Source organism: Streptomyces sp. NPDC060031 (assembly GCF_042736805.1).
GTDB lineage: Bacteria > Actinomycetota > Actinomycetes > Streptomycetales > Streptomycetaceae > Streptomyces.
This window is the reverse complement of the sequence record NZ_JBHWVM010000017.1, coordinates 65,732-92,017: the sequence shown is the minus strand read 5'-3', so window position 1 is coordinate 92,017 and position 26,286 is coordinate 65,732. Positions and strand designations below refer to the sequence as shown.

Below are 26,286 nucleotides of genomic sequence, written 5' to 3'. Positions count from 1 at the left end.
GTGCTTCCTCTCCTCTTCGAGACGCCGCACACCGCTCACGGCAGGTCCCTTTCGGGGTCGGCGGGCAGACCTTCCTCTTTCCGTACGGCTTCGAGGGCCGCCAGGACCTTGCGCTGGCCGGCGGCGGACACGCCCATCGCTCGCAGGGCGATCTGCTGGACTCCGTTCTCCTTCAGCTTGCGCAGGATCTCGAACTGGGTCGCGATCTTCCGCGTGACCTCGTCCTCGACGAAGTAGGCGGCCTCGACGCCGAAGAACCGGGCGAGCAGGGGCACCATGGTGATGGTCGGCGTCCGCTTGCCCGCGCGCAGGTAGCTGATGTGGGAGCGCGTGTAGCTGTCCCCGCCGTACGACGAGATGGTGCGGGCCACGTGCGCGTTGGAGTATTCCTCCGCACCGGGCGGGCGCACCCGGTCGAACAGGAAGTTGAGGCGGTCGCTGAAGGAAGCACCGGGCCCGGGAACCGCGACCGCGGTCGGTCGAGGTGCGTCCGGTGCATCGGGTCCGTCTTCTGATTCCGCCACTGCGTGCCACTCCCTGTCCTCGGGCGTAACTATAGTTGACGCCCGTCGCGCGTAACTATAGTTGACGCCGGAGCCGGGCTCGCCGGTCCGGCGGACAGCGCGCCGACGGCCCCACGGTGCTGCACACGCCGAAGGGGCGGCAACCGGCTTCCCGGTCACCGCCCCCTCGCCGGCCCCGTCAGGGAGCGGAGCGCAGCAACTCCTCGTGGTAGAAGGCCAATTTCTGCGGATCGGCCTCCAGGATGTCCAGGAGGTCCCCGGCCTCGGCGCGACCCCACGGGTTGTTGAGGAACTCCCGGTAGATCAGGACGAGGCCGGTCCGCAGGACCCGGAAGCACTCGGCGTAGAGGCTGGAGGACTCGGGATCCTCGTCCCCGCCCTCGCCGCATCCCAGTTGCAGCAGGAGCCACAGCACGTGCTCGGCCTGCTGGGGCGTCAGGCCGTCGGCCAGCATGCCCAGCGCCACCGATGCCACGGCCGGCGCCGGATCCCTCAGGAAGGAACCTTCGAACGCGTGGCCGTCCATGGCGTGCAGGGCGCCGGGGGCGCCGGTGAGCACGTCATCGAGCAGCCCGTCGAGCAGGTGCGAGGCGGGCTGACCGCAGGCACACCGGATCGCAGCCCAGTCGTGCCGACGGATCTCCGCCCGCGCAATGCTCACCATGCTGCCCATTCCCTTGCTGTGGAACACACGTCAAAGACGACCGCCATACCGTACCGCCCGCAACTCACTCGTTGAACCAGGGGCCGGAGGGGTCTCCCTGTGCGCCCGGCCCGAAGCTCGACGGGGGGTAGTCCCCCTGGCACTTCGTGCAGACCCACTTGCCCGCGGGTTCGTAGCCGACGGGCTGGACGGTCTTGCCCTCCCAGTCCTTGATCTTCTCGGCGACGAACGCGATGCCGAAGCGGATGTTGCGCCAGTCCCCGCCGAGGGCCTGGGCGACGATTCCCTCGGCGCAGTAGGAGAGGGTGCACCCCTCCACGAGGCCGGGCCCCGAGGAGGCCACCGCGAGCTCGCCGGTGTCCGTCCGCACGCCCGAGACGAAGGAGCGCGAGGCGACCTTGGAGGACCGCTGTTCGATCACGGCCTTCCTGGCGAGCTCCGTGCCCTTGGCGAGCTGGCCTTCCGGAGTCCAGCCGGGAGACGCCTCCTCGGTGTGCACGTAGGGCGGCCGGGACTTGGCGGGACCACGGTCCGTCGGCCCGGTGCCGGAGGCTCCGGTGCTCGGTTCGTCCGGGTGGGCCGAGGAGGCCGCGCTGGATTCAGCCGCGTCCTGCGGGGTGCCGCCCTTCTTCGCGGCCCCCGCATTGGCGCCCGCCACGTCTTCGGCGGCGTTCTTCGCGGCGCCGCCGGACGAGGCCGCGCCCTTGTTGCCGGAGGCTCCTGCCTCACCCGAGGCCTTGGTTGCCCCTGAGGCGCCTCTGGCCGCCGCGCCCTCGCCCTCCATGTTCGGATGGAAGCCGCCTGCCCCACCGCAGCCCATGGCCGCACAGTCGCCGCCGACGGCGCCGGTGACGATGCCGGCCGCCTCGCCCAGTGCGAGCACACAGGCCGGGGCGAGGACGGGTGCCCCCGCCGTACAGCCGGTGGCGACCACCGCCACGACCACCACCACGACCACGACGATGACGATCACCTCGATGACCGGCATGGCCTTCTTCAGGTAGTGACCCGCGCAGCCCCAGAAGCCGTCACAGTCGTCCTTCTTGTTGTTCCCGCCGCCACCGGAGGACGTGGTCGTGGTGGTCGTGGTCGTCGTCGTGGTCGTCGTGGTCGTGGTGCCACAGTCGATCACGCACTTGTTCATGGTCGGGTCGGTGTACCAGTTGTCCGTGCCACTGGGGTCGCTGCCGCTGGCCGGGTTGTCGGCCGCGTAGGTGTAACCGCCCATCTGGTTGGGGTCGCCGGCCTGGAAGACGGGGTCGGGACTGAGGAAACGACCGGTCGTGGCGTCGTAGTTGCGGGCACCGAGCAGGTTCAGGCCCGTGGAGGTGTCCAGTGGCTTGCCGAGGAATCCTCGGTTCTCGTCCGGGGAGACCCACGCCGTGGGCTTCGTGCCGCGTGCGTTGCCGTACGGGTCGAAGGACCGGCGGGTCGCGGCGAGGCTGCCCGCGTCGATGGCGGTCGTGGACGTGCCCTGGGCGTTGGGAACCTGGTAGGTCACGCTGCCCGAGCTGCTGCGCGTGATGTCGGTGCCGTCCGGGCCCGTGTAGTGGCGCAGGCCGGTCCAGGTCTTCGCCGCCACGTTCAGGGTGATCTGCTCGGCGCCGCCGAACAGGTACAGGACGCGGGTCTTGTCGGTACCTCCTGCGGCGCTGGTCTGGATGAGCAGGTTGCCGTCGGCGTCGTAGAGGTACTTGCTGGTCGTACTGGTGGCACCGCTCGGGGTGGTGACCGCGGCCGTGCGGCCCTCGGTGTCGTAGGTGAGGGTCTGGGTCTGGCCGGCCGGGACCGCGCCGGTGGCGGCCGTGGTCCACACCTGGCCCGCGCTGCCGCAGGCGGCCAGCGTCAGCTGGGTCCCCGCGGTGGCGCTGGCGGCCGGGTCGGTCAGGCACACGGCGCTGTTGGCCGCGTTGACCAGGGTGCCGGTGGTGGTCGCCTTCCACTTCTGGGTGGCGTCCGCGCTACAGGTGTCGATCACCACGAGGGTGCCCGCGGCGCTCGCGTTGGCGACCGTGTCCAGGCACATGCCGAGCACCTTGACGGTGCCGTCCGTGCCGATGGTCCACTTCTGTGCGGTGCTGGTGCCGTTGCAGGCGCCGACCTGGACCTTGGCGCCCGGGGCGGTGGCCCCGCCCGCGTCCTCGATGCACAGTTTCCCGCCCCCGGAGAGGCTGAAGCCGGTGGTGAGGGGGCCGGTGGTGGTGACCTTCCGGCTGACGGTGTTGCCGGCGTTCTTGTTGCCGTACGCCGGGTCGGCGTAGCCGTTCGTCCAGCCGGCGGCGCCGGTGCTCGGGTTGTCGTTGACCGTGGCGCCCGCCTGGTTGGGCAGGTTGGCCGCGACGGTGCCGTCGGTCCCGGTGTAGGCGATGGACTGGGTGGTGTCCGCCAGGGCGTTGCCGCCCGGGTCGTGGTTGACCATGCCCGTGCGGTCGCCGAGCTGGTCGAAGGTGTACGTCTGCCAGTACGGGGCGGGTCCTCCGACGGTGGTGGTCTTGATCTGCCCGGTGCTGGTGGTCTGGACCCGTCCGGTGGTGCAGCCTCCGACGGCGCCCACCGGCGCGGCCGACGGGGAGGTGATGCCCGCGGTGTCCGTCCAGGCCTGGGTCAGGCGCTGGAAGGAGTCGTACGTGAAGCACTGCGTGTCGTGCGTGGTGTTGTTCTGCAGGTCGTCGATCGCGGTGATCTCGCCGGCCTGGTTGTAGCGGTAGTTGACGACGTCGAGCGCGGTCGCGGACGTCTGCACCATGCTGCTGGTCTGCGTCCGGCGGCCGGTCGTGGAGTCGAACTGGGCGAAGGTGGCTGCCTGCTTGCCACTGGGGCCGTAGTTCGACTGCTGCACGCGCCCGAAGGCGTCGTGGACGGTGGCGGACAGGTAGGCGGGGGTGTTGGCCGCGCTGATGTATCCGCCGAAGGTGTCCAGATTGCCCTGCTGGGTGTACCCGTAGTCCACGTCCTCCGTCGGCAGGTTGCCGTCGGCCTGGTAGTGGGTGGTGGACAGCAGGCCGACCGTGGGCGTGTAGTCGGCGGCCACCGTGTAGGTGACCGTGCCGCTGGCCGGCGCCGTGGCCTGACCGGCGGCCGCGAAGCCTTCGGTCGCCGGGATGGTCAGCGTGTTGGCCGTCGGCTGGTACGTGGTGGTGTACCCGGTGACGGCCCTGGTGTAGGCCTTGCCGGACGCTCCGCCGACATATCGGGTCGAGGATGTCGGGTAGCCCTTGGCTAGGGTGTCGTACACCCATCCGGCCTGCTGCTTGGCCGCGTCCGGGGTCGCCTGCCAGGGAGCGGCGTACTCACCGGTGCGCCGGTTGTTCCAGTCGTAGGTGAAGGACAGCACCTGGCCGCGCGGGTCGGTGCTCTGGAGCAGGTTCCCCGCGACGTCGTACTTGTCGAACGTCCCGGTGCCGGTGTTGGGGTCGGACTGGGAGGTCTTCTGGCCGAGGAAGTTGTACCCGTAGGACCAGGTGTTTCCCGCGTTGTCCTTGATCGTGGCGATCTGGCCGCCCGGCGTGTAGGTGTAGTTCGTCGTCGCGTCGGCCGCCGGGACCGCTCCCGCGGTGCCCTTCCTCCACAGCATCGTGCTGTTGTCGCTCGCGACCACGACCACGGTGGCGTCGGCGCGGACCCGGAAGGTGGAGCCCGTCGAGGCCGCGAGGCCCGTCGTCCACTTCACGGTGCCCGACGGCGTGTACACCACGAGGTTGCCGTCGGTGCCGAACTTGGCGTAGGCGCCCGGGTTGCCGCCCGTACCGCTGGACCAGATCGTCTTGCCCGTGGCCAGCGCGGTCAGGACCAGGTTGCCGTCGGCCTGCATGGTCAGGCGCACGGTGTTGGAGGCGAGCGACGTTCCCGAGGGGATGACGTCACCGCCCCGGACCATCACCGTGGCGTCGGTGTTCTTGACCACGCTGCGGACCGTCTGCCCGAGCCCGTTGGTGAAGGCGGCCGTCGACCGCCCGCCGGCGGACGGCGTGCTGTCCGTCTCGTCGGCTCCCGGATAGCTCGTGGAGGTGTGCCACTGCTCGACCGCCTGGTGCCACAGCGTCGACTTGACCGCCCGGCCCTGACCGTCGTAGGTCGTGGTGTTCTCCGACGGGATCTGGTTCTCGTTGGCCGCGAAGAGCGTTCCGGAGGGTCCGGCGGTCGGGTCGTAGTACGGGGCGTACGAGGTGACGGGCCAGCCGTGCGAATCGTAGAAGGTGTCCGACACGATCCGGCCGGTGTCGCTGTCGCCCTGCGGCGTGCTCTGCGACTGGCGGGGCTGGAGCATGCCGTCGTAGATCTCGACGGAGTTGGCGTACGAGCCGTCCTCGCGCAGCGACTTGGTGGTGACCGAGGTCGGCGCGCCGGGCTGGGTGACCGTGTCGCCGGGGGCGGCGACGGCACCCGGGTTGACGGAGTAGGAGAAGAGCCGGTCGGCGCTCTGGCCCGCTCCCTTGTCGCGGTTGGCCAGCCACACCGCGGTGCGGCGGCCGAGCGCGTCGTAGGTGACCTCGGTCTTGCGACCGTTCGGGTCCACGTGCTTGGTCTCCAGGCCGCGCAGCGGGGAGTGCGTGGAGGTGACCGTCCAGCTCTTGCTGTTGGTGGTCTTGATCGTGGTGGGGGTGGTGATGTTGCCCGCCGTGCTCCACGCCGGCGTGAAGTCGGTGTGGGTGTTCTGCCCCGTCGCGTCCAGCGCGTCGGTGATCCGGCCGATGCCGTCGTACTTCATGGCAGCCGTGGTCTGCCAGTTCTCGGTGCTGCCGGTGAAACCGGTGGCGATGCGCGTCGCGGTGGCGGCGGCCGTCGCCGAGACCTGGCCGAAGGTGCCGAGCCCGGTGAGGGTGCCGTCGCCCAGGTAGTAGATCTTCCGGTCGGACAGCAGGGTCGAGGCGCTCGCGGCGGTCCCGCAGGGCCCGTTGACCGTGGTGACCTGGTCCGGGTACGAGATCATCGCCGGGTTGGCGGCCGGGGCGCTCGCGTACTGGGTGGTGCTGCACTTCTCCTGGCCCGGATCGCTCACGTCACCGTGCGCGTCCGTGCTGGAGACCCGGCCCTGGGCGTCGTACGTCGTGTCCGTGCGGGTGTGCCGCCAGGTGCCGTCCGCGAGCTTCGCGTAGCCGTGGCTCTGGGCGCTCTGCATCCGCCGGGCGACCAGCGGGGGCAGGGTGGACAGGGCCGGCTTGGTCTCGCCCGGGTGGTCGGTCTGCTCCCAGCCGCTCCACGCGGTCTGCGCAACCGTCGCGGTGTCGGTGGAGGCGAAGGGGCCGCTGACGCTCGTGGACGTGACCGTGCCGCCGGCCGCCGTGTAGACGTCCTTCTGCAGCTCCGTGCCGGCCAGCTGGTCGACGTCCGTGACGCTCTGCACCACCGCGCCGCCGGCCTTGGCGTCCACGGTGACCGAGCGGCGGCTGCCGTCGGCCTTGTAGTCGCCGTCCATGCCCTGGAGGTAGGTGGAGACGGCCTGGGTGACGGGCTCGGGGGCCCGGCCGGTCTGGACCGTCACCGTGCGGAAGCCACGGAACTGACCCCAGGTGCGGTACTGGTCGTCGGTGAAGGGCGAGTCGTCGCGGTGCCAGGCGGCGCCCGCGTAGGCGTACGTCGAGACGCGCGAGGCCGAGCCGGCCGGGGCCGCCTTGCCGTCGGGCTTGTACGTCGAGGCGATCGTCAGGTCGGAGGTGGTGACCTGGCGGACCGTGATCTTGTTGAACCAGTCCTCGAGCGGCTTCGAGGCGCCCGGTACGGTCCAGTACACCGGGTAGCAGGACTCGGTGTTGGAGTCGGCGCCCGCGAAGGTGAGGGTCTTGCCCTCGCACGGGGCCTGGTTGTAGTCCACGGCGATGGATTCGCCGGTCTCCGTCTGGATGCTGGACATGCGCGGGTGGTACAGCGGCGGGGCCGAGGGCATCACGTCATTGACGCGGTTGTCGATCTCGGTGCCCGTGAACGCCACCTTGTTCAGCGTGATGTCGCTGTTGCCGTTGTCGTAGGTGTCCTTGCCGGTGTGCTGCACCGTCTGGAGCCACATCACGGCCTGCAGGAAGCCCGAGTGCTCGGGGTCCACGGAGGTGCCGGTGACCGGGTCGACCGTGCCGCCCGCGTCGGAGAAGACATGGGTGAGCTGGTAGGAGTCGACCGGGACCAGCTTGTCCGTCTTCGCGTCCTTGACGTGGACCTGGGTGGCGATGCTGTCCAGGCGCGTCGTGGACCAGAAGGTCGGGCCGGCGATGACACAGACGTCCTTGGGCACCGTGGTGGAGCCGTCCGGGATGGTGGTGCTGTCCGTGGAGTCGCAGTGCAGGTCCCACGGGGTGTCCGGCCAGTGCGAGGCGTTCGCGTCGTTGAGGTTGCCGGCGGAGCAGTCGGTGAAGGTGCTCGTCGTCTGGCAGCGCTGCTTGGAGGTGAAGACCACCCGGGCGGAGGGGGTGCGCTTGGCGAGTGCGTCCGCGAGCGTGTACCCGTAGCTGATCGAGTCGAGCGCGCCGCCGCGGGTGTACGAGGTGAGCGTGCCGAACTTGCCGGCGCCCGCCTGACCGCCGCCGAGGCTGTAGTAGTTCGTCTCGGGGGTGTAGTCGTACCGCTGGACCAGGCCGTTCGGTGAGACGACGAAGTCCAGGTTCCAGCGCCAGCCCTCGGGCTTGGCGCAGCGGGAGGCCTTGCCCTTGGCGGCGTCGTAGCAGGGGTCACCGGGCTGGGGGTGGAAGACGGGCTCGCCCCAGGCGGAGTCGGTGCTGTCGTCGGTGGGGGCGGCTGACTGGGGGACGGCCGCGGTGCCCACGCCCGCGGGGGCGTGGCCGGAGCCGAAGTAGGCGGCCGAGCCGTCGGTGGTCAGGACGCGGAAGTACGTGCCGTCCTGGAGGCCGTTGGCCGCGCCGGAGAGCTCCTGGACGATGGTGCCGTCGTCGCCGCGCAGCTTCCACTGGCGCAGCAGGCCGGGCACGGCCGCGTCCTTGGTGTCCGGGACCAGTACGCCGGAGTGCGGGCCGAAGGACACCTGGGCGTTGGCGCCGGTCCAGCAGTTGTCGCCCGAGCCCTTGATGACCTTGTCACCGTTGCCGTCGCGGAGGGTTCCGCAACTGCGGTACGTACGCTCGACGAAGCCGGGGTCGTAGCCCCAGCCGTCGCCGATCCAGGTGGACTGGGAGTTGCGGGCGGAGGTCTCGCCGTCCACGGCCTGGGAGTCGTAGGACAGTCCGACCGAGGGGGCGTTGCCGCCGAGGCCGGCCGGCACGCCGATCGGGTACGAGTAGGTGAAGGCGCCGGCGCCGCTGGCCTGCCAGCTGCCGGACGGGTTCAGGGAGGTCGCGGCGTAGTCGCCCTGGGAGCCGCCGCTGCCCGAGGTGACGGCGAGGGTGGTGGGCTCCGCGGCCGTGGCCGCAGCAGCGGCGAAGGTGGCCGTGGAGGCGTAGGTCGCGGTGGAGGCCGGGGGCGCCATGGCGAAGCGGGCCCCGGGGGCCGCATCGGCAGCGGCGCTCTGGGCGCCCGGGGCGGTGGTCTCCAGCGGGACGGTCGCGGTCAGCTGGTCGGCCGTGGCGCGGTTGTCGAAGGGGATCGGGGTCTGGGTGCGGCAGGCGGCGCGCTGCGGGGTCGTCAGGGCGCAGGCCGGCATCCGCACCAGTTGGAGGCGCGAACCGTAGCCGCCGCCGTACGCCTTGGCCAGCGCGGCGTAGTCGACGACGACCTCCACCTGCGCCGGGGCGCCGGGGATGGTGTCCGGTGCGAGGGAGAGCAGCATGCCGTTGGCGCCGGCCTTGAGGGCCTGGTCGTGCGAGGCCACCTCGACGCGGACGGCGGCCGGAGCGGCCGTGGCGGTGGTCTGCGCGCCGGCCGTGGCGGGGTGCGCGGGGGCGACCCACACGGGCAGCGAGCCGGCCTTGACGGGCTTGGCCGCCGCATCGGCCGCGGAAGGCGCGGAGCCTGAGGCGGCGGATCCTGAGGCGGCCGATCCTGAGGCGGCCGATCCTGCAGCGGGCGGGGCCGCCGCGAGCTGGACGGTCGCCTTGCCCGCCTTGGGCCACACCGGCGCGGCGGCCTGGTAGTTGCCCAGCGGCCGGAAGCCCTCCGGGTGGCCGGCCGGCTTTCCGGCGGCCAGCTGGTGTCCGGCCACCCCGGGGGTGGCCGAAACCTTCTGCGGCTTCCACACCTTGCCGTCGAAGCGGTAGTGCCCGGCCTGACCGTCGCGGCCCTCCCAGTCACTCTTTCCCGCACCGAGCATCCCCAGGTCGAGCCCCTGGGTGAAGGCCACCGGCAGGAGCAGTGCGAGGGCGGCTATGACCGCCATGCCCACACTGCGTCTGCCGTGCCATATCCGGTATCGAACGGTCGCGAACCAGCGACGCCGTCCTGCCACGTGCATCCCCCCACACGGGCGGCCGGATGGACGCGGCCGCCGAATTCTGATCACACGAGTCGTGTGATCGTCCGGAGGCTATTGATGTCCTTGAGGCTTAATCAATACGGTGGCTCGTCAGTGAGTTCGAACTCAATCAGCCACTCACATCGACGCATTGCGCACCTTTTATGCAGGGCGAACATCCCACCAATCCGACAATCTGCCGGCCTCCCGGCCCCCACGCCGCCCCGAAACGGCGGCCAAACATGGGGGAACCGAGGATTCCACCTGGCACTCTCTTGCAAGGAATTTGACTGATGATTGACCGAAGAGTCCGCGGTGCGAGCAGACGGAGACGTCTGACGCTGTCTCAAAAACTCCTTGCGGGACTTTCCGTCCTCGCCATGTGTTCACCCGCGGCCCCCGCGCTCGCGGCGGGAGTGACCGCTCCTGCGGCGCCCGCCGGCAGCATGCTCGCGGCCAAGCAGAAGGCGTCCGCCCAGCACAAGACGGTCCCGGTGGACTCGCTCACCACCCAGACCTCCGAGACCGTGGCCAACCCGGACGGATCGTTCACCTCCACCACCCACCTCAAGCCCGTCCGCGTCCGCAAGGGGGGCTCCTGGACCCCGGTCGACGCGACGCTCCGCAAGAACACCGACGGCAGCTGGTCCCCCGCCGCCAGCCCGCACGGGGTGGCCCTCTCGGGCGGAGGCGCGGGTCCCGTGGTCCGGCTCGCCCACGAGGACGGCAACAAGCTCGCGCTGACCATGCCCTTCCCGCTCCCCGCCCCCGAGGTCTCCGGCGACACCGCGCTCTACCGCTCGGTGCTGCCCGGCGTCGACCTGTCGGTGTCCGTGACCGAACAGGGCGGCTTCAGCGACGTCCTGGTCGTCCACGACGCGGCCGCCGCCGCCGACCCCCGCCTGCGCGAACTGCGGCTCGCGACGAGCGCCGAGGGCCTCAAGCTGAACGCGACCGGCTCGGGCGGCATGACCGCCACGGCCGCGGACGGCAGCCTCGCCTACATCTCGCCGCGCCCGGTCATGTGGGACTCCTCCACCCCGGCCAAGGACTCCGCGTCGGCGCCCGCGGCAAAATCCTTCTCGAAGGCCGCCGGGGCGACGTCCGCGGACCGGCTGGCACCCCCGCAGGAGCACCCCGGGCCGCCTCCGGCCTCCTCCGTCGACGGCCCCGGCTCGGCCGCGCTCGTCGACGAGGTGCCGATGAGCACCACCTCGGACTCGCTCACCCTGCGCCCCGGCGCCTCGGCCCTCAGCGGCCCCGACGTCGTCTACCCGGTGTACATAGACCCGTACACCAACCCCGTGTCGAGCAAGTCGGGCCACTACGACGAGGTGTACTCCAGCGGCTCGTGCTCGGGCAGCCCGCAGTACGACAAGCCGCAGTCCAGCGGCGAGGGCGTGGGCTACCAGCGCTGGGGCGGCGCCTGCGGCACCGGCCTGGAGCGCTCGTACTACGCGATCAACACCAGCGGGCTCTCGCCGCGGATGGTGGTGTCCAAGGCCCTGATCACGATTCCCACCACGTACGCGGCGAGCTGGAACTGCTCGAAGAACCAGCCGGTCACCCTGCGCACCACGGGGATGATCTACTCCACCACCTCCTGGAACAACCAGCCCTCCGTCGACGGCGGATACGCGGCGGCGGGCACATCGGTGCCCAGCGGCGCCAACTCCAGCAGCAGTTGCAGCAACAGCACCGCCACCTTCACGGTGACGGCCCAGGCCCAGAAGATCGCCCTGAACGGCACCGACACCTGGACCGTCGGCCTGTTCGGCGACGAGTCGGTCTCCAGCGGCAACGACAACTACCTGCGGTTTTCGACCGTGATGACGCTGGTGACCACCTTCGACATCGCGCCCGAAGTGCCGGCCGACCTGCACACCACCCCCTCCGCCGTCGGAGCCTCCGGCCCGTGCACCATCACCGGACTCGGCTGGGTCGGCGCCACCTCCTACTCGGACGCGGGCAGCAGCCTCCAGCTGCACTCGACCGTCAGGACCAACGTCTCCGGCGAACTGGCCAGCGCGGTCTATGAGTTCTGGGACCGCACCACCCTCACCAACGGCAACCCCACCACCATCGCGACCCCGTCCAGCCCGTACCTGGCCTCCGGATCGGACGCGGCAGTCCCCGTCGGAATCGCGCTCAAGGACGGCCACGAGTACGGCTGGGACGCCTACGCGAAGGACAACGCCTCCGCCCAGCTGACCTCACCGGTCTCCGAACACTGCTGGTTCCGTACGGACTTCAGCCCGCCCGAGACCCCCGACATCACCACCAACCCCTCCTTCCCACCCGTCGGCGGCGGCTCGGGCAACCCGGTCGTCTACGCGGGACCGGGTCGCACCACCTCCTTCGACGTGGCCGCGAGCGACTCCGCACCGGCCGCCACCTGCACCCCCGGCCCCTGCCTGAGCAGCGGCGTCGACCACTTCGTCTGGCGCCTCGACAGCCGGCCCACGGCCCAGGCGGGCACCTCGGTCCCGGTCGCCGCCACCGACGGCGCGGGCCGGGCCACGGCGAAGCTGACCGTCCCCGTGACGGCGTGGGGCGTCCACACCCTGTACGTCGCCGCGGCCGACAAGGCCGGCAACCTCTCGCAGGCGCCGGTGAGTTACACGTACGCCGTGCCGTGGAACCCGGACACGAAGATCACCCCGGGTGACATCAGCGGCGACGGCATACCCGACCTGCTCGCCACCACCCGGACCGGCGATCTGAACCTGATCCCCGGCAACACCGACGCGGCCCAGCCCGTACAGCCCGTACAGACCGCCCCGCACACCGACCCCGCACCGCCGGTCACCGGACCGGTCACGGTCGCGAGCGCCGCGCACTCCCCCGACGGCACGGGCTGGGACAACTACCTCATCGCGCACCGCGGCAACCTGCACGGCGCCGACGTCGACGACCTCCTCGCGTACAACAAGCAGAGCCACCAGCTCTACATCGTGAAGAACGACCTCGACCCGGCCGCCGACGACGCCTTCCCGCGCGTGCCCTACTCGACGTACGCGGGCTTCACCGGCCGCCGCTTCGACGTCGTCCCGAAGGACCCCTGCGAGTCGGCGGCCCGCGTGGCCGACGACACCCGCTGCCGCACCGCCGGGTACGACGCCTCCGGCTGGTCGGTCGACCAGCTGGTGACCCCCGGCAACCTCTACGGCAACACCACCAACTACCCGGCGGTCGTCACCGTCGAGAACAAGAAGCTGTGGATCTACCAGACCGACGGCGGCGGCCACTTCAAGCACCCGCTGCTGCTCGGTGACGGCGACTGGTCCGGCCTCACCCTGATGGGCCCGGGCACGGTCGGCGGCACCCTCACGACGGACGGCTCGGGGAAGGGCACCGTCACCGGCGGCGCCCCGGCCCTGTGGGCCCGTGACGACGTCAGCGGCACGGTCTACAGCTTCCCCGTCACGGTCGACGCGGGCACGCTCGTGCCGGCCCTGCTGCACGCCCCCGTGCGTACGGCCCTGCCGTCGGCGGTGCCCGTCAGCGGCGGCGGCAAGCAGTGCCTCGACGTGGACCACCAGCGCACCGCGAACGGCACCAAGGTCCAGGTGTACGGCTGCAACGGCACGCCCGCGCAGGCCTGGACGCTGATGTCGGACGGAAGTGTCCGCGCCCTCGGCCGCTGCCTCGACGTGAACGGCAACGGCGTCAGCGACGGCACCATCGTCCAGCTGTGGTCCTGCAACGGCACGGGCGCGCAGAAGTGGACGCTCGGCGCCTCCGGCAGCCTCGTGAACCCGTCCTCCGGCAAGTGCCTGGACGACCCCAACGCCAGCACCACTCCGGGCACCCAGGTGGTGATCTTCACCTGCAACGGCACGGTGGCCCAGAACTGGACCACCGGCGCCACGGCCGGCTGGCAGACCTCCCCGGCCGCACCGCTCGCACCGGTCCTGCCGAAGGTCGACTACCCGGCCGTCATGTCCCCGGGCGACCTGAACAGCGCGGCGGGCGGACCCGACGCCAACCCCGAGCTGTACGCCGTGGACGCCGGCGGCCAGCTGCTCGAGTTCCCCGGCACCGCACCGCAGGCCGGTCTCGCCGGCCTCGACGCGGCCGCGTCCCTGGGCGCGGTCGGCAGCTCGGCCACGCATGCCTGGCGGCTGGACGAGGGCGCGGGCACCTCGGTGGCCGACGGGCCGGGCGCCCTCGACGGGACCCTGGGCGGCGCGTACACCTGGACGACGGACGCCACCCGTGGACGGGTGCTGAACCTGGCCGGCACGACCGGGTACGCGGCCGCCGCCGGCCCCGCGGTCGACACGTCCGGAAGCTACTCCGTCTCGGCCTGGGTGAAGCTGGGCTCCTTGACCGGCAACTCCACGTTCGTCTCGCAGACCGACGCCGCGGGCAAGTACAACGGCATGCAGTTGTACTACTCGTCGGGCAAGAAGGTGTGGGCCTTCGGGTTCCACCACGACCCGGCGGTCAGCACCACCACCTTCTCGGCGGTGTACGGCGAATCGGCACAGGTGGGCCGCTGGACCCACCTGGTCGGCGTGTACGAGGCGGACACCGCGCAGCTCAGCCTGTACGTCGACGGGAAGCTCTCGGCGACCGGCCCGTTCACGAGCCCGAGCTGGAACGCGGCGGGCCCCGTGCAGATCGGCCGCCGCATCGCCTCCGGCGCGTACGGCGAGTACGCCAACGGCGCGGTGAGCGACGTCCGCATCTACCCGACGGCCCTGCCGGCCGCGAACGCGGCGGCAACCGGCGACCTGCCGGGCATCACCCAGCTCGACTGACCCACGGGCCGGGCCGCCGCCGCGAGGGCGGCGGGCCGGCCCGGCCTCCGGGCGGCGGGGTGGTCCAGGAGACGCCTTGGGCCGATACTTCACGGGCAGATCGACCTGACCTGACCACGGAGGGGAACCGATGAGGCTGACCAGGAACTTCCGCGCCGCCTTACGCGGGCCGCGCCGCGGCATGACCGCGGCGGTCGTACTGGCCGCGGCCGCGGGCGTGTTCGCGCCGACGTCCGCGCACGCGGCGCCGGTGTGTGATGCCGCCGCGACGGCTCCGCCGGTTCAAGTGGCGCACATACCCGACTGGGTCGAGTCGATCGCCGTCGACGAGCGGGGCCGGATGTTCGCCACCGCGTACTTCACGGGCCGGGTCTACCGCATGGACGGACCGGGCAGCGCCCCCGTCCCGCTCACCGGGAACATCGGCGCCAATGGCGGGATCGTCGTCCGCGACGACGGCCGGCTCCTCGTCGGCACGGGCAACGACCTCGCGCACTCCCTCACCGGTGACGCCCTCCCGGTGTCGAAGCTCCTGCAAGTGGACCCGGAGACGGGCAGCGTCTCCACGTACGCCTCGGGCCTCGGCGGCATCGACGGCGTCGCCCTCGCGCCCGACGGCACCGTCTACACCACGACCCTGGGCGGCCGGAACATCGGCCGCGTCACACCGGACGGACAGGTCGACCCCGCCTGGGCCCGGGTGCCTCAGCCCAACGGGATCGCCGTCTCCCCGGACGGAACGCAGGTCTACGTCATCCAGACCACCATCGCCCCCGGGCTGTACCGCATTCCCGTCGCCGACCCCGCGCACCCGCAGCGCTGGATCTCCGCCGACGCCTCCAACGCCCTCGCCCTCCCCGACGGTCTGACCCTCGACGGCCGGGGCCGCCCGCTGATCGCCACCCACGCGGCGGGCCAGATCTGGCGGGCCGAGGGCGCGACCTTGTGCACCGTGGAATCGGGGCTGTACCTCTCCACGCAGATCACGTACGGCCACGGAGAGCGCGGCTTCTCGGCCGGAAAGCTCTACCGGGCGGGCGTCGACGGAAGGATCTACGAGGTCCCCGGCAGCGCCGGACCAAGGACCTGACGAGGGCTTCGTCCCATCGGACAGGCCGGAAGCGGGACGGGATCACCCGAGTGCCCGGCACGGGGTGCGGGCCACCGGGCCCCGTCCTCTCGCATAGTCCAGACAGGGCCGTGACGGGCGGACCGTGTCGAGGGGAGTGTCCGTGAGGGATGTGGGACGGCGTGCCGTGCTGACGGCGGTGGCGGCCGCGGGGTTCTTCCCCGGCTCCCGGGCCCTGGCGGCGTCGGTGGCGGGGCCACGGCCGCCGGCGGCGTGGTTCGGTGACGAGATCCGGCGGATCCCCACCACCCGGAAGGTCGTGGCGCTGACCTTCAACGCCGCCTGGGACGAGGCCGGGATCGACAGCGTGCTGACCGAGCTCCGCACGCGCGGGCTCGCCGCCACGTTCTTCCCCACCGGCCTGTTCGCCGACGCCCACCCCGCGGCCGTCCGCGCGATGGCCGCCGCCCACGGTCTGGGCAACCACTCGCACACCCACCCCTACTTCGCGGACCTCACCACCGAGGAACGGACCGACGAAGTACGGCGTGCCGACGCCTCCATCCGCCGGGCGTCGGGGTCCGAGCCCCTGCCGCTGTTCCGGTTCCCCTACAGCGCCACCACCTCGGACTCGATCGCCGACGTCAACGACCTCGGCTACGCGGCGATCGAGTTCACCCAGGACACCAACGGCTACCTCGGCCCGGACGGCGGCATGAGCGTCGACCGTGCCGTGCGGCGCGCCGTCGACGCCCTCACCCCGGGCGCGATCCTGCAGATGCACGTCGGCAGCAACGGCGACGGTGTCGTCCTCGACGCCCTGGCCCTGCCCCGGATCATCGATGCGGCCCTCCAGCGGGGCTACGAGATCGTCGGCCTCCGCCACCTCCTCACCCCGCAGTAGCCCGTCCCTCCCTGTCCGGATGTGACAGTCAGCCGTCATTGCGGCCATGGGTGGGGGCGATCAGGATGGGGTCATGCCCCTTGCGCACCGTGTCGTCATCGCGGTCTTCCCCGATGTCGACCTCCTCGACGTCGCCGGCCCGGCCGAGGTCTTCGCCCTGGCCAACCGGGAGACCGCCGGCCGCGCCGGCTACCAGGTCCGCCTCGCCGGGCCGGCCTGCGGCGAGGTGCGGACCTCGGCGGGTGTGCGGCTGCTGGCCGACCTCTCCTTCGACGAGGTCGGCCGGCAGGTGGACACCCTGCTGGTGCCCGGTGCGGTCGACATGGCCGACGACGGCCCCGTGGCCCGTATCGACGCCGATGTCGTGGCATGGGTGAAGGAGACCGCTCCGTACGCCCGGCGGGTGGCGTCGGTGTGCGTGGGGGCTCACGTGCTGGCGGCGGCGGGCCTACTGGACGGGAAGACGGCGACCACACACTGGTCGACCGCCGCCCAGCTCGCCGCCGACCACCCGGGTGTCACGGTCGATCCGGACCCGATCTTCGTCCGCGCCGACCGCGGCCGGCTGTGGACGGGCGCCGGGATCAGCGCCTGCCTGGACCTCGCGCTGGCCCTGGTGGCCGAGGACCTGGGCGAGGACGTCGCGCTGGCGGTGGCCCGGCAGCTGGTGATGTACCTCAAGCGGCAGGGCGGGCAGAGCCAGTTCTCCGTACCGCTCAGCCGGCCCGCCCCCGCCCGTCGTGACATCGACGAGCTGCGGCTGTGGATGGCCGACCACCTGGACGAGGACCTGTCCGCCGAGGTGCTGGCGACCCGGATGTGCCTGAGCGAGCGGCACTTCGCCCGCGTCTTCAAACAGGAGACCGGCGCCAGTCCCGCCGCCTACGTCGAAGCCGCCCGGGTGGAGGTGGCCCGGCGCGTGCTGGAGACCACCGACGATCCGCTCGACCACGTGGCGACCGCTGCCGGGCTCGGCTCGGCGGAGACCCTGCACCGGGCGTTCAGGCGGCAGCTCGCCACCACCCCCGCCGCCTACCGCCGCCGCTTGCGCACCCAGGCCGACTGACCGCCTCCACCCACCGGTACCGCCCCCCTACGCGATGCGCAGGCACGGCGCATGGCTTCGCCCTGCCTCATTTCCCTCCGAAAGGCACCCCCATGAGCACGCACCAGCACTCCACGACCCTTCCCTCCACGACCTTGCGCGACCTCAGCGGCCTGGACGACCGGCCGCCGAAGCTGAGCGATTGCGTCCTGATCATGATCGACTTCCAGAACACCTACCGCACCGGCGTCATGGCCCTGGAAGGTGCCGAGGAAGCCCTCGCGGCCGGCGCCCGCCTGCTGGAGCGCGCCCGCGCGGCGGGCACCCCGGTGATCCACGTCATCAACGACGGCGGCGAGAACACCCCGTACGACATACGCGCCCACATCGGCGCCATCAGCGACGAAGTCGCCCCGGTGGGCGGCGAGGCGGTCGTGGTCAAGCAGTTCCCCGACTCCTTCCACCTCACCGAACTGGAGAGGACCCTGGCCGGCCTCGGCGCCGCCCCGGGCAGCGGCAAGGACCTGGTGCTGGCCGGCTTCATGACGCACATGTGCGTCAACTGCACCGCCCAGGGCGCCTTCAACCTCGGCTACCGCCCCACCGTCGTCGCCGAGGCCACCGCAACGCGGGCCCTCACCACCCCGGACGGCGCCGTCCTGCCGGCCACCACCCTCCAGGCAGCCGCCCTGACCGCCGTCACCGACCTGTTCGGCGTCGTCGTGCCCACCGTCGACGCCCTCCCCGCCTGACCTCGGCCCCGGGCCCGGCCGAGGCCGGCAGGGCCCGTGCGACCTCGCGGTTTGCGGCGGGTTACCGTGTCCCTTCATTCGAGGGGGGAACAGCGATGTCGCACAACACGGGGTGGGGTCAACACCCGGGACAGCCCATGCCGCAGTGGGGAGGCGCCGGCTGGATGCCGCCGCCCGCGCCGCAGCCGGGCGTCATACCCCTGAAGCCGCTGGACGTGGGCGGAATAATCGGCGGCGCCTTCGCGACCTTCCGTCGGTACTGGAAGCCCCTGGTCGGCGTGATACTCGCCGTGCAGGGCTTCGGGATCCTGCTCGTGGCCGCCGCGATCGGCATCGCCGTCGCGGCGGTCCACAGCCGGTTCTCCGCGGTCTTCGACCTCCCCCCGGGGCAGCGCGCGGACGGCGCGGACGTGATGGCTCTGGTCCTGGCCTTCGTGCCGGCCGGTGTGCTCCTGATGGTCACGATGATGCTGGGCGCGGGGATGATCAGCGCCCTGTGTCCCGCGGTGGTGCAGGAGGCCGTGCTCGGGCGGCCCACGACCTTCGGCGCGATGTGGCGCCGCTGCTGGTCGCGGCTGCCGTCGGTGCTCGGCACCGTGTTGCTCGCCGGGCTGATCGCGGGCGGGCCGATGCTCGTCGTGTACGCGATCTGCATCCCGCTGATCGTCGTCACCTCGGACGGTTCCGGGCCGCCGGCCGCCCTGTTCGCACTGTTCCTGGGCATCCTGGTCTGTATGCCCGTCTCGGTGTGGCTCGCGACGCGCTTCAGCCTCGGGCCCGCCGCCGCGGTGTGCGAGGGGCTCGGCCCCGTCGCGGCTCTGCGGCGCTCCTCCCGGCTGGTCAGCGACGGCTGGTGGCGGGTCTTCGGCATCACGATGCTGGCGTACCTGGTGGCGATGGCCGTGGGCTACGCCATCCAGTTGCCGTTCGGCTTCGTCGGCATGGCCGCGCTCTTCCCGACCTTGATGGAAGGGAGCAACGGCGACGTCGATCCCAGCGCGCTGATCTTCGGGATCGTCGTGTACGCGATCTCCATGCTGGTCGGCGGCGCGATCAGCATGCTGTTCCAGTTCGGCTATCCCCAGCTGGTCATCGCCCTGCTCTACGTCGACCAGCGGATGCGCAAGGAGAACCTCGCGGCAACCCTGATCGCCACGGCCGCGCCCACCACCCCGGCGGCCGACGGAATGTGACGCCGCGTCACCGGAGGCTCACGAGGCGGCCCTGAGGCGGTCGCGCTGGATCTGGCAGGCGAGGGCGCGGCGCACGGAGGGCGATGCGGTGGCGGCGGCCGCAGCCGTGGCGGCGCCCTTCGGCGGGACGTCGAGACCGCGGCCGATGTCGTCGTACGCCTCCCGGAAGCCGGCGGGCAACTCCGCCCGGTGCAGCCTCAGGTCCTCTTCCACGAGGCGTCGCAGCTCGTCGACGTGCTGGGACGTGAAGCGCCTTCGCCCGCGGGCGATGGCGTTGACATGGCGGGTACAGCGGGCGGCGTCGCAGCTCTCGGAGATCTCCTCGGCCAGGCCCCACAGGCGCCCTTCGAGCCAGGGCCTGTCGTACTGGGCGAGGGAGAGCTCCATCGGGGGCAGCGGATCGTCGCCCTTGTACTTCGTCACCTGCTTCGACACGGCGGGCTGACTCATCTCGGTGAGCCGGGCGATCCGGTCCTGGGTCCAGCCCAAATCGACCAGCACCTTGATCATTTCGGTGCGGAGCCTGCGCATCTCCTCGCCCGCGCGGATGACCTCGTTCATACGGGCGAGCATCCGCTCGGCCTGCTCCTCGGTGAGTATCGCTTCGCCTTCCACAACTCGGTTATACACCCCGGCCACCCTGCGCCATAACCAGGTTGTACAACCGAGTTATGACTGGCAGGATCCGCGGCATGCACACCTTCACCGCACCCGACGGCACCGAGCTGGCCTACCGCACCCACGGAGACGGAGCCCCGCTCGTCTGCATCCCGGGGGGCCCGTCGGACTCCGTCTACCTCGGCGACCTCGGCGGACTGTCCGCGCACCGGCGGCTGATCCTTCTGGACCTGCGCGGCACCGGCCGCTCCGCGATGCCCGAAGACGCCTCCTCCTACCGCTGCGACCGCCTCGTCGAGGACGTCGAGGCCCTGCGCGAACACCTCGGACTCCCACGGATGGACCTGCTCGCGCACTCCGGCGGTGCCAACCTCGCGGCGCGGTACGCGGCGCAATACCCGCGGAACGTCGGCAAGCTGGCCCTGATCACCCCCGGCGCCCGAGCCGTGGGCATCGCGATCAGCGGGGAGACCCGGCGCGAGCTCGCGCTCCGCCGGAAGGACGAGCCGTGGTTCCCGGCGGCGTTCGCCGCCCTGGAGGCGATCAACGAGGGCACCGGCAGCGACTGGGACGCCGTCGCCCCCTTCTTCTGCGGCCGGTGGGATGCCGCGGCGCGGGAGCACCACGCGGCGAGCCGGCCGGACAACACGCAGGCCGTCGCCCTCTTCGCCGCCGAGGGGGCCTTCGACCCGCAGGCCACCCGGGCGGCGCTCGCCGCCCACGAGGCACCCGTGCTGCTGCTCGCCGGCGAGTTCGACCTGAACAGCCCCCCGAAGACGGTGACCGGGTTCGCGGAGCTGTTCCCCGACGCCACGCTCGTGGTGCAGCCGGGGGCGGGCCACTATCCGTGGCTCGACGACGCGGACCGGTTCGTGGCGAGCGCCGCGGCGTTCCTCGCGCGGTGACCGCCGCGGACCGCAAGCGGCGCAAGGAGCCGTCGACGAACGCGTGGAGGCTTCGGCTGATCGGGCGGCCAGGGGAACTCGCGTAGCCGTGGGGGCCCGGGATCACCCGGTTGGCCGTCAGCCCGTTGGCCGACAGCGGGCTGACGCGCCGTCATCCGGCCCCTACGCTGCGGTGCGCATGCCCGGCATCCAGAGCGCGCGCACCGCTGTCGCGAGCCCACGAGCCGCCCGACAGCGCTCGGATCCGTCGGCGAGGTCTCGGTCAGATGGCGGGCCGCCCGCCCCGACCTCCGGCCGAAAGGTCTGCCCCGTGACCCATTCCACCTTGTCCGGGCCTGCGTCCCGGACACCCCGACACCGCCGCTCCGGCTGGGCGTACCGGCTGACCGCCGCCTTGCTCGTCAGCCTGATCGGCCTGCCCGCCGCCTCCGCCGCCACCCCCCTCCCGGTCCCTGCCGCGGTCGGCGACATCTCCGAACACCCCCTCCCCACTGCCGGCAGCTCCCCCAGCGACATCACCACCGGGTCCGACGGCAATCTGTGGTTCACCGAGACCGGCATCGGGAAGATCGCTCGGCTCACCCCGGCCGGGAAGATCACCGAGTACGCCCTGCCGGGCCAGGACCACACCGCGCTCGGCATCACCGCGGGACCCGACGGCAACCTGTGGTTCACCGAGATCCTCGGCAACCGCATCGGGAAGATCACCACGGCCGGCGTCATCACCGAATACGAACTGCCGTCCGACGGCGCCCCGTTCGCCATCACCGCCGGGCCCGACGGCAACCTCTGGTACACCAAGGACCCCGGCAACCGCATCGGGAAGATCACCACAGACGGCGTCACCACCGAATACGACCTGCCCAACGCGGACAGCTCTCCCGAGAGCATCACCACCGGGCCGGACGGCAACCTGTGGTTCACCGAGATCCTCGGCAACCGCGTCGGGCGGATCACTCCTGCCGGAGCCGTCACCGAGTACCCCCTGCCCCACGCCGACAGCGGGCCGGACGTCATCACCGCGGGCCCGGACGGCAAGCTGTGGTTCACCGAACTCTTCAGCAACCGGATCGGGAACATCACCACCGCCGGGGCGATCGCCGAGTTCTCCGTCCCCGACACCGGTCCGGACGGGATCGCCGCAGGGCCCGACGGCAATCTGTGGTTCACCGAGCAGTTCACCGACCGGATCGGTCGGATCACCACCACCGGGGACGTCACGCACTACCCGCTGCCCCACTCGGCCAGCGCCCCGATCCGCATCACCGCGGGCCCGGACGGCGGCATGTGGTTCACCGAGGTCTTCGGCGACCGGATCGGGCGGGTCGAGGTCGGCGCCGGTGCACCCAGGGCGGACCTCGTGGTCCGGCTGAGCGCACCGGCCGCCGTACCCGGCGGCGCCGAGTACGGCTACACCGTCACGGTGACCAACAAGGGGCCCTTCAGCGCCGCCGACACGGCCGTCACCCTGACCCGGCCCCACGGGCTGCCGGTCACGGGCACGTCCCCCGGCTCGGACCGGCAGACGCCCACGCAGGTGACCTGGCGCGTCAAGGCCCTGGGCGCCGGACAGCAGCGGGTCTTCCACGTCACGGTACGGGCCGCCCAGCGACCCACCATCACCGCGAAGGCTTCCGTCACTTCCCGTACCGCTGATCCGAACAGGGCGAACGACACCGCCAAGGCCACGACCCGGGTCACCGGGCACTGACACGACCCGGCCAGGCCCTCGGCGGCACGGTCACCCCAGCAGGATCGGGTTGGTCAGCGCTGCCGGGGGGCCTGGCAGGGGTGGGGCCTGGGAGGGACGCCGGGCCTCCGCGCGGACGTAGGAGGTACGGGAGGCGGTGGTGCGCCACTCCAGCGACGTGGCCGCCGGAGCCGTGAAGGCCACGCCCTGGTCCGTGACCAGCCGCAGGTCGCATCCGTCGGCTCCGGTCACGGTCAGCCGGATCAGGACCTCCGTACCGGGCTCGGCCCGGAGCCGGTCGCCGATACCGGCGTGTGCCCCGCGGCCGGTCACCGCGTCGAAGGTCACCGAGACCGCCGAGGACTCGGCGGCGTAACTGTGGCCTGCCCGCAGGCCGGCCAGTACCGCCTCACGGGACAGGTCGTCGGCCAGGACCACCGTCTGCGGGGTGCCCACCCGGTCCGGGTCCCGGTGGTAGTCGCTGCTCGCGACCGCCGGGAGCCACCGCTCCCCGCCGCCGCGCAGGGCCGCGTCCCACGAGGCGAGGGCGACCTCGTCGTCCGGGGTCCAGGGGCCGTTCCACACCTCCACCGCGTCGGCTTCCCCGAAGCCGAACTTCCAGGCGCAGCCGATGCAGGTGGCGTGCGGGTGGGCGGGGACGACCAGCCCTCCGGCCCGCCGGATCTGGTGGGCGAACCGGTCGAAGCGCTGGTCGCGGGCGCGGTAGCGCCAGTCCACGAAGGTGCCCGGTGTGGTGCCGATCGCGAGGACGTGGCCGGTGCGGGTGGTGACCTCCTCCCCCGTCAGGATCAGCAGATCCGGATGGGTCTCGGCGACGGGGCCCCAGGCCGCGTGCGCCGAGTGGGTGTTGTGCTCGGAGGAGTTGATGAAGTCCAGACCCGCCCCGCGGGCGAGCGCGGCGAGCTCGGCGGGGGTGCGCCGGCCGTCGGAGTGCACGGAGTGCAGATGGCAGTCGCCCCGGTACCAGGCGCGGCCGCGGCCCCGGACGCGCTGCGGCGGATGGGCGGGGACTGCGGGCGCCTGCGGCCGGCCGGGGGTGAAGGCGGCGGTGATCTCGTAGGCGAGGCCCTGGGGTGCCACCGTGTACGGGCCCAGCGCCAGGTACCAGCGGCCGGGTTCGATGGCGCCGGGCAGGTAGCCGGGGGTGGCGTCGTCCGCGCGGAGGAAGAACTCGCCGCGGGCGCCGCCCGACCAGCCGCGGAAGCCACGGCCGCCCAGGGCGGTGCCGCGCTGGTCGAAGATGCCGATGTCGAGTGCGTTGCCGGGGGTGCCGGCCGGTACCGGCGGTTTGTCGTAGGTGTACGCGATCCGTAACTCGCGTGTCCCCGGCGGGACTTCCAGGGGTATGTACACGAAGTCCGGGGCCCCGGGTGCGATCGTGCCGCGCAGGGTGCGGGTGGCGGTCTCGGGGCGGGAGCCCGGGGCGGGGCCGGGGCCCGGACCGGGGTCGGCGGGGGTGAGGGGGGCGGCGGCCGCGGCCGCTCCGGTTGCCAGCAGTTCTCGTCTACTGAGGTCCATACGGCGACGGTGACAGCCTCCGGTGAATGCGGCGTGAAGCCCGCGGAGGGGGGCCGTGCCCGCGGAGGGGGCCGTGCCCGCGGAACACGCCCGGCAGGACGGCCCCGCACCGCGGGATCAGGCGGTGCGGGTGAACACCATGACGAAGTCGGCCAGGTGGCGCACCCGGGGTACGGCCGGGTCCGGCAGGGCCAGGAGCCGGGCGCGGGCCTCGTCCACGACGCGGACTTCGTCGCCCCGGACCGGCCAGGCGCCGGTGAACAGACCGCCGGACAGGGAGCGCGCCATGTCCTGCGGCGACACCTCGAAGGTCTTGGGCCGTTCACCCGCCGTGCCCTCGTACACCAGGCCCCGCGCCTCGGCGGCCGGGGCCAGCGCCTGCGGGCCGTCCTGCCGGGTGCCTTCCGGGTCCAGCCGGTCCTCCAGCTCGTTCACGATGCGCCCGATGTCGTCCGTCGGACGCATGCCCCCGGCCGGGATCACCAGGTAGAGGCCGCCCGGACGCAGCACCCTGGCCACCTCGCCGAACACGGCCCTGCGGTCGACCCCGGTGTGCAGCAGCCAGGTGGACACCGCCTGGGTCACCGACGCCGTGCGGATCGGCAGCCGCCCGGCGTCGGCCACCGCGACACGCTGTCCCAGCCGGGTGCGGGCCAGGGCGAGCATGCCGGGCGAGAGGTCCACGCCGCACACCCGGTGGCCCCGGGCCGTCAGCTCCGCGGCCACGACGCCGGTGCCGACGCCGACATCGAGTACGGGGTGCGCCGGGTCCAGGAGCGGTGCCAGCTGGTCGGCGAAGCCGGCGGCGCGGGCCGTGCCGCCGCGCGACCGGTCGTAGCCGGGGGCTATCGCGTCGAACTCCGCGGTGCCGGAGGCCGCTGTCATGGAACTTCCTCTCCGTTGAGTCCGTTGCGTCCGTTGCGTCCGTCCGCCTTCACGCCCCGCTCCTACGCCCGGGGTGTGAAGGTCACCGGCAGCGTGGCCATGCCGCGCAGGATGCCTTCACGGCGGGTGAGGGTCTCGTCGGCGTCCGCCAGCTCCAGGTCGGGGAAGCGGCGCAGCAGCGAGCCGATGGCGATCCTGGCCTCCGCCCGGGCCAGCGGGGCGCCCAGGCAGAAGTGCACTCCGTGGCCGAAGGCGAGTTGCTGGGGCATTTCGCGGCGGGCGACGTCGAGGATGTCGGGCCGGTCGTAGCGGGCCGGGTCGCGGTTGGCGGCGGCGAGTCCGATGATGATCATCTCGCCTGCCGGGATGGTGACGCCGCCTATCTCGAAGTCCTCGACGGTGAAGCGCGCGACGCCGCGGCTGACCGGGCCCTCGTAGCGCAGCAGTTCCTCGATGGCGCCGGGGAGCAGCGCGGGGTCCTCGCGGAGCGCGGCGAACTGGTCGGGGTGGCGAAGGAGGGCGTGGACGCCGTTGGCGATGAGGCTGGCGGTGGTCTCGTGCCCGGCGAGGGTGACCAGGATGGCCATGGCCATCAGCTCGCGGTCGCTGATGCGCTCTTCGGCCTGGGCCGCGCACAGGGCGCTGAGCAGGTCATCACGCGGATCCGCCTTGCGCTGGGCGAGCAACGGCTCGTAGAACTCGGTGAGTTCGGCCCGGGCGCGCGCTCCCTTGGCGAGTCGCTCGGGGGTGTTGGGCGGCATGATGAGCCCGACCGCCAGCCTGGCGAAATCTGGCTGCCCCTCGGCTGGAATACCTATGAGTTCGCTGAGCACGGCCATGGGGAGCGGCAGCGCGAACTCGGAGACCAGGTCGGCGGATCCCCGGGGGGCGATCGCGTCGAGGAAGGCATCGGTGTGTTCCTGGATGCGGGGCGCCATCTCCTGCACGCGTCGTGCGGTGAAGGCCTTGGACACGAGGTTGCGCAAGCGGGTGTGGTCCTCGCCGTTGGCCACGAGCATGCTGGCCATCAGGACGTTGGTGCGCTCCTGGTGGGCCATCTCCTCCTCGAGGCCGTTCACCTTGACGGGGCTGCTGCTGAGCCGCGGGTCGGTGAGCGCCGAAACCGCCTCGTCATATCCGGTGACCATCCAGACTTCAAGGGTGGGATTCAGCCGTGCGCGCTGAACGGCCCCGTGTTCCCGGATTCGCTCGAAGAGCGGGTAGGGATTGGGCTGTTGAGCGACGTTTACCGGCACATCATGGACGATTGTCTGACCTTGTTCTGGCATCCGTAACTCCCCCGGAGTCATGGGAAACATCTGTGGCAGGTAGTCATACCAGCCAGCCAAGTTGCGTGGTAGCGTCACCGACGATCAGTTCGAAGATGTGCCTGCGCAGAC

Annotated in this window: 15 protein-coding genes; 8 read left to right on the top strand and 7 right to left on the bottom strand. The window is 71.9% G+C overall.

The window, feature by feature from the left end; translation table 11 throughout:
* Positions 1 to 35 precede the first annotated feature (35 nt).
* The 3 genes from ACFWB8_RS10660 to ACFWB8_RS10650 all read right to left on the bottom strand — a co-directional run bounded on the left by ACFWB8_RS10660 (position 36) and on the right by ACFWB8_RS10650 (position 9,445).
* Positions 36 to 524 (bottom strand): hypothetical protein, encoded by a 489-nt coding sequence (locus ACFWB8_RS10660; protein ID WP_385224360.1) that lies wholly within the window; start codon positions 522 to 524, stop codon positions 36 to 38.
* Between the two features lie 178 nt (positions 525 to 702).
* The gene (locus ACFWB8_RS10655; protein ID WP_385224358.1) at positions 703 to 1,188 is read right to left on the bottom strand and encodes a hypothetical protein; all 486 of its coding nucleotides are present in this window, start codon (positions 1,186 to 1,188) and stop codon (positions 703 to 705) included.
* A 64-nt stretch (positions 1,189 to 1,252) separates the two neighbouring features.
* On the bottom strand, positions 1,253 to 9,445 hold the full coding sequence (locus ACFWB8_RS10650) for a ricin-type beta-trefoil lectin domain protein (RefSeq protein ID WP_385224356.1): 8,193 nt from the start codon (positions 9,443 to 9,445) through the stop codon (positions 1,253 to 1,255).
* A 455-nt stretch (positions 9,446 to 9,900) separates the two neighbouring features.
* On the opposite strand from ACFWB8_RS10650, the gene ACFWB8_RS10645 reads away from it, so the two are divergent.
* From ACFWB8_RS10645 to ACFWB8_RS10620, 6 genes are all read left to right on the top strand, one after another.
* Positions 9,901 to 14,286, top strand: a complete 4,386-nt coding sequence (locus ACFWB8_RS10645; RefSeq protein WP_385224354.1) for a LamG-like jellyroll fold domain-containing protein — start codon at positions 9,901 to 9,903, stop codon at positions 14,284 to 14,286.
* Positions 14,287 to 14,416: 130 nt separating this feature from the next.
* On the top strand, positions 14,417 to 15,376 hold the full coding sequence (locus ACFWB8_RS10640; protein WP_385224352.1) for an SMP-30/gluconolactonase/LRE family protein: 960 nt from the start codon (positions 14,417 to 14,419) through the stop codon (positions 15,374 to 15,376).
* 142 nt (positions 15,377 to 15,518) lie between these two features.
* Positions 15,519 to 16,259, top strand: coding sequence for a polysaccharide deacetylase family protein (locus tag ACFWB8_RS10635; RefSeq protein ID WP_385224350.1), 741 nt, complete (start codon positions 15,519 to 15,521; stop codon positions 16,257 to 16,259).
* A 73-nt stretch (positions 16,260 to 16,332) separates the two neighbouring features.
* Positions 16,333 to 17,325 (top strand): GlxA family transcriptional regulator, encoded by a 993-nt coding sequence (locus ACFWB8_RS10630; protein ID WP_385224348.1) that lies wholly within the window; start codon positions 16,333 to 16,335, stop codon positions 17,323 to 17,325.
* A gap of 92 nt (positions 17,326 to 17,417) precedes the next feature.
* Complete coding sequence (locus tag ACFWB8_RS10625; RefSeq protein ID WP_385224346.1) at positions 17,418 to 18,056, top strand: isochorismatase family protein; 639 nt, start codon at positions 17,418 to 17,420, stop codon at positions 18,054 to 18,056.
* A 137-nt stretch (positions 18,057 to 18,193) separates the two neighbouring features.
* Positions 18,194 to 19,249 carry a hypothetical protein gene (locus ACFWB8_RS10620; protein ID WP_385224344.1) on the top strand — a complete coding sequence of 352 codons (1,056 nt, stop codon included), beginning with the start codon at positions 18,194 to 18,196 and terminating at the stop codon, positions 19,247 to 19,249.
* A gap of 18 nt (positions 19,250 to 19,267) precedes the next feature.
* Here the strand turns inward: ACFWB8_RS10620 and ACFWB8_RS10615 are convergent, their stop codons facing one another.
* Positions 19,268 to 19,864, bottom strand: coding sequence for a sigma-70 family RNA polymerase sigma factor (locus ACFWB8_RS10615; RefSeq protein ID WP_385224342.1), 597 nt, complete (start codon positions 19,862 to 19,864; stop codon positions 19,268 to 19,270).
* A 77-nt stretch (positions 19,865 to 19,941) separates the two neighbouring features.
* Between ACFWB8_RS10615 and ACFWB8_RS10610 the strand changes: the two genes are divergently transcribed.
* Complete coding sequence (locus ACFWB8_RS10610; RefSeq protein WP_385224380.1) at positions 19,942 to 20,772, top strand: alpha/beta fold hydrolase; 831 nt, start codon at positions 19,942 to 19,944, stop codon at positions 20,770 to 20,772.
* A 310-nt stretch (positions 20,773 to 21,082) separates the two neighbouring features.
* Entirely contained in the window at positions 21,083 to 22,483 is a 1,401-nt protein-coding gene (locus ACFWB8_RS10605; protein ID WP_385224340.1) for a hypothetical protein, read from the top strand.
* A gap of 30 nt (positions 22,484 to 22,513) precedes the next feature.
* On the opposite strand, the gene ACFWB8_RS10600 is transcribed toward ACFWB8_RS10605, so the two are convergent.
* From ACFWB8_RS10600 to ACFWB8_RS10590, 3 genes are all read right to left on the bottom strand, one after another.
* The gene (locus ACFWB8_RS10600; RefSeq protein ID WP_385224338.1) at positions 22,514 to 24,001 is read right to left on the bottom strand and encodes a CehA/McbA family metallohydrolase; all 1,488 of its coding nucleotides are present in this window, start codon (positions 23,999 to 24,001) and stop codon (positions 22,514 to 22,516) included.
* 117 nt (positions 24,002 to 24,118) lie between these two features.
* Positions 24,119 to 24,886 carry a class I SAM-dependent methyltransferase gene (locus ACFWB8_RS10595; RefSeq protein ID WP_385224336.1) on the bottom strand — a complete coding sequence of 256 codons (768 nt, stop codon included), beginning with the start codon at positions 24,884 to 24,886 and terminating at the stop codon, positions 24,119 to 24,121.
* A gap of 62 nt (positions 24,887 to 24,948) precedes the next feature.
* Positions 24,949 to 26,034, bottom strand: coding sequence for a cytochrome P450 (locus tag ACFWB8_RS10590; protein WP_385224334.1), 1,086 nt, complete (start codon positions 26,032 to 26,034; stop codon positions 24,949 to 24,951).
* Between the last annotated feature and the right edge of the window lie 252 nt (positions 26,035 to 26,286).

Excerpts from the sequence above, each read along its gene's own strand:
- ACFWB8_RS10590 (WP_385224334.1), bottom strand. The coding sequence starts at position 26,034 with ATGGTCACCGGATATGACGAGGCGGTTTCGGCGCTCACCGACCCGCGG.
- ACFWB8_RS10595 (WP_385224336.1), bottom strand. The coding sequence starts at position 24,886 with ATGACAGCGGCCTCCGGCACCGCGGAGTTCGACGCGATAGCCCCCGGC.
- ACFWB8_RS10620 (WP_385224344.1), top strand. The coding sequence starts at position 18,194 with ATGCCGCAGTGGGGAGGCGCCGGCTGGATGCCGCCGCCCGCGCCGCAG.
- ACFWB8_RS10640 (WP_385224352.1), top strand. The coding sequence starts at position 14,417 with ATGAGGCTGACCAGGAACTTCCGCGCCGCCTTACGCGGGCCGCGCCGC.
- ACFWB8_RS10610 (WP_385224380.1), top strand. The coding sequence starts at position 19,942 with ATGCACACCTTCACCGCACCCGACGGCACCGAGCTGGCCTACCGCACC.
- ACFWB8_RS10650 (WP_385224356.1), bottom strand. The coding sequence starts at position 9,445 with ATGGCGGTCATAGCCGCCCTCGCACTGCTCCTGCCGGTGGCCTTCACC.
- ACFWB8_RS10600 (WP_385224338.1), bottom strand. The coding sequence starts at position 24,001 with ATGGACCTCAGTAGACGAGAACTGCTGGCAACCGGAGCGGCCGCGGCC.
- ACFWB8_RS10645 (WP_385224354.1), top strand. The coding sequence starts at position 9,901 with ATGTGTTCACCCGCGGCCCCCGCGCTCGCGGCGGGAGTGACCGCTCCT.
- ACFWB8_RS10655 (WP_385224358.1), bottom strand. The coding sequence starts at position 1,188 with ATGGTGAGCATTGCGCGGGCGGAGATCCGTCGGCACGACTGGGCTGCG.
- ACFWB8_RS10630 (WP_385224348.1), top strand. The coding sequence starts at position 16,333 with ATGCCCCTTGCGCACCGTGTCGTCATCGCGGTCTTCCCCGATGTCGAC.
- ACFWB8_RS10625 (WP_385224346.1), top strand. The coding sequence starts at position 17,418 with ATGAGCACGCACCAGCACTCCACGACCCTTCCCTCCACGACCTTGCGC.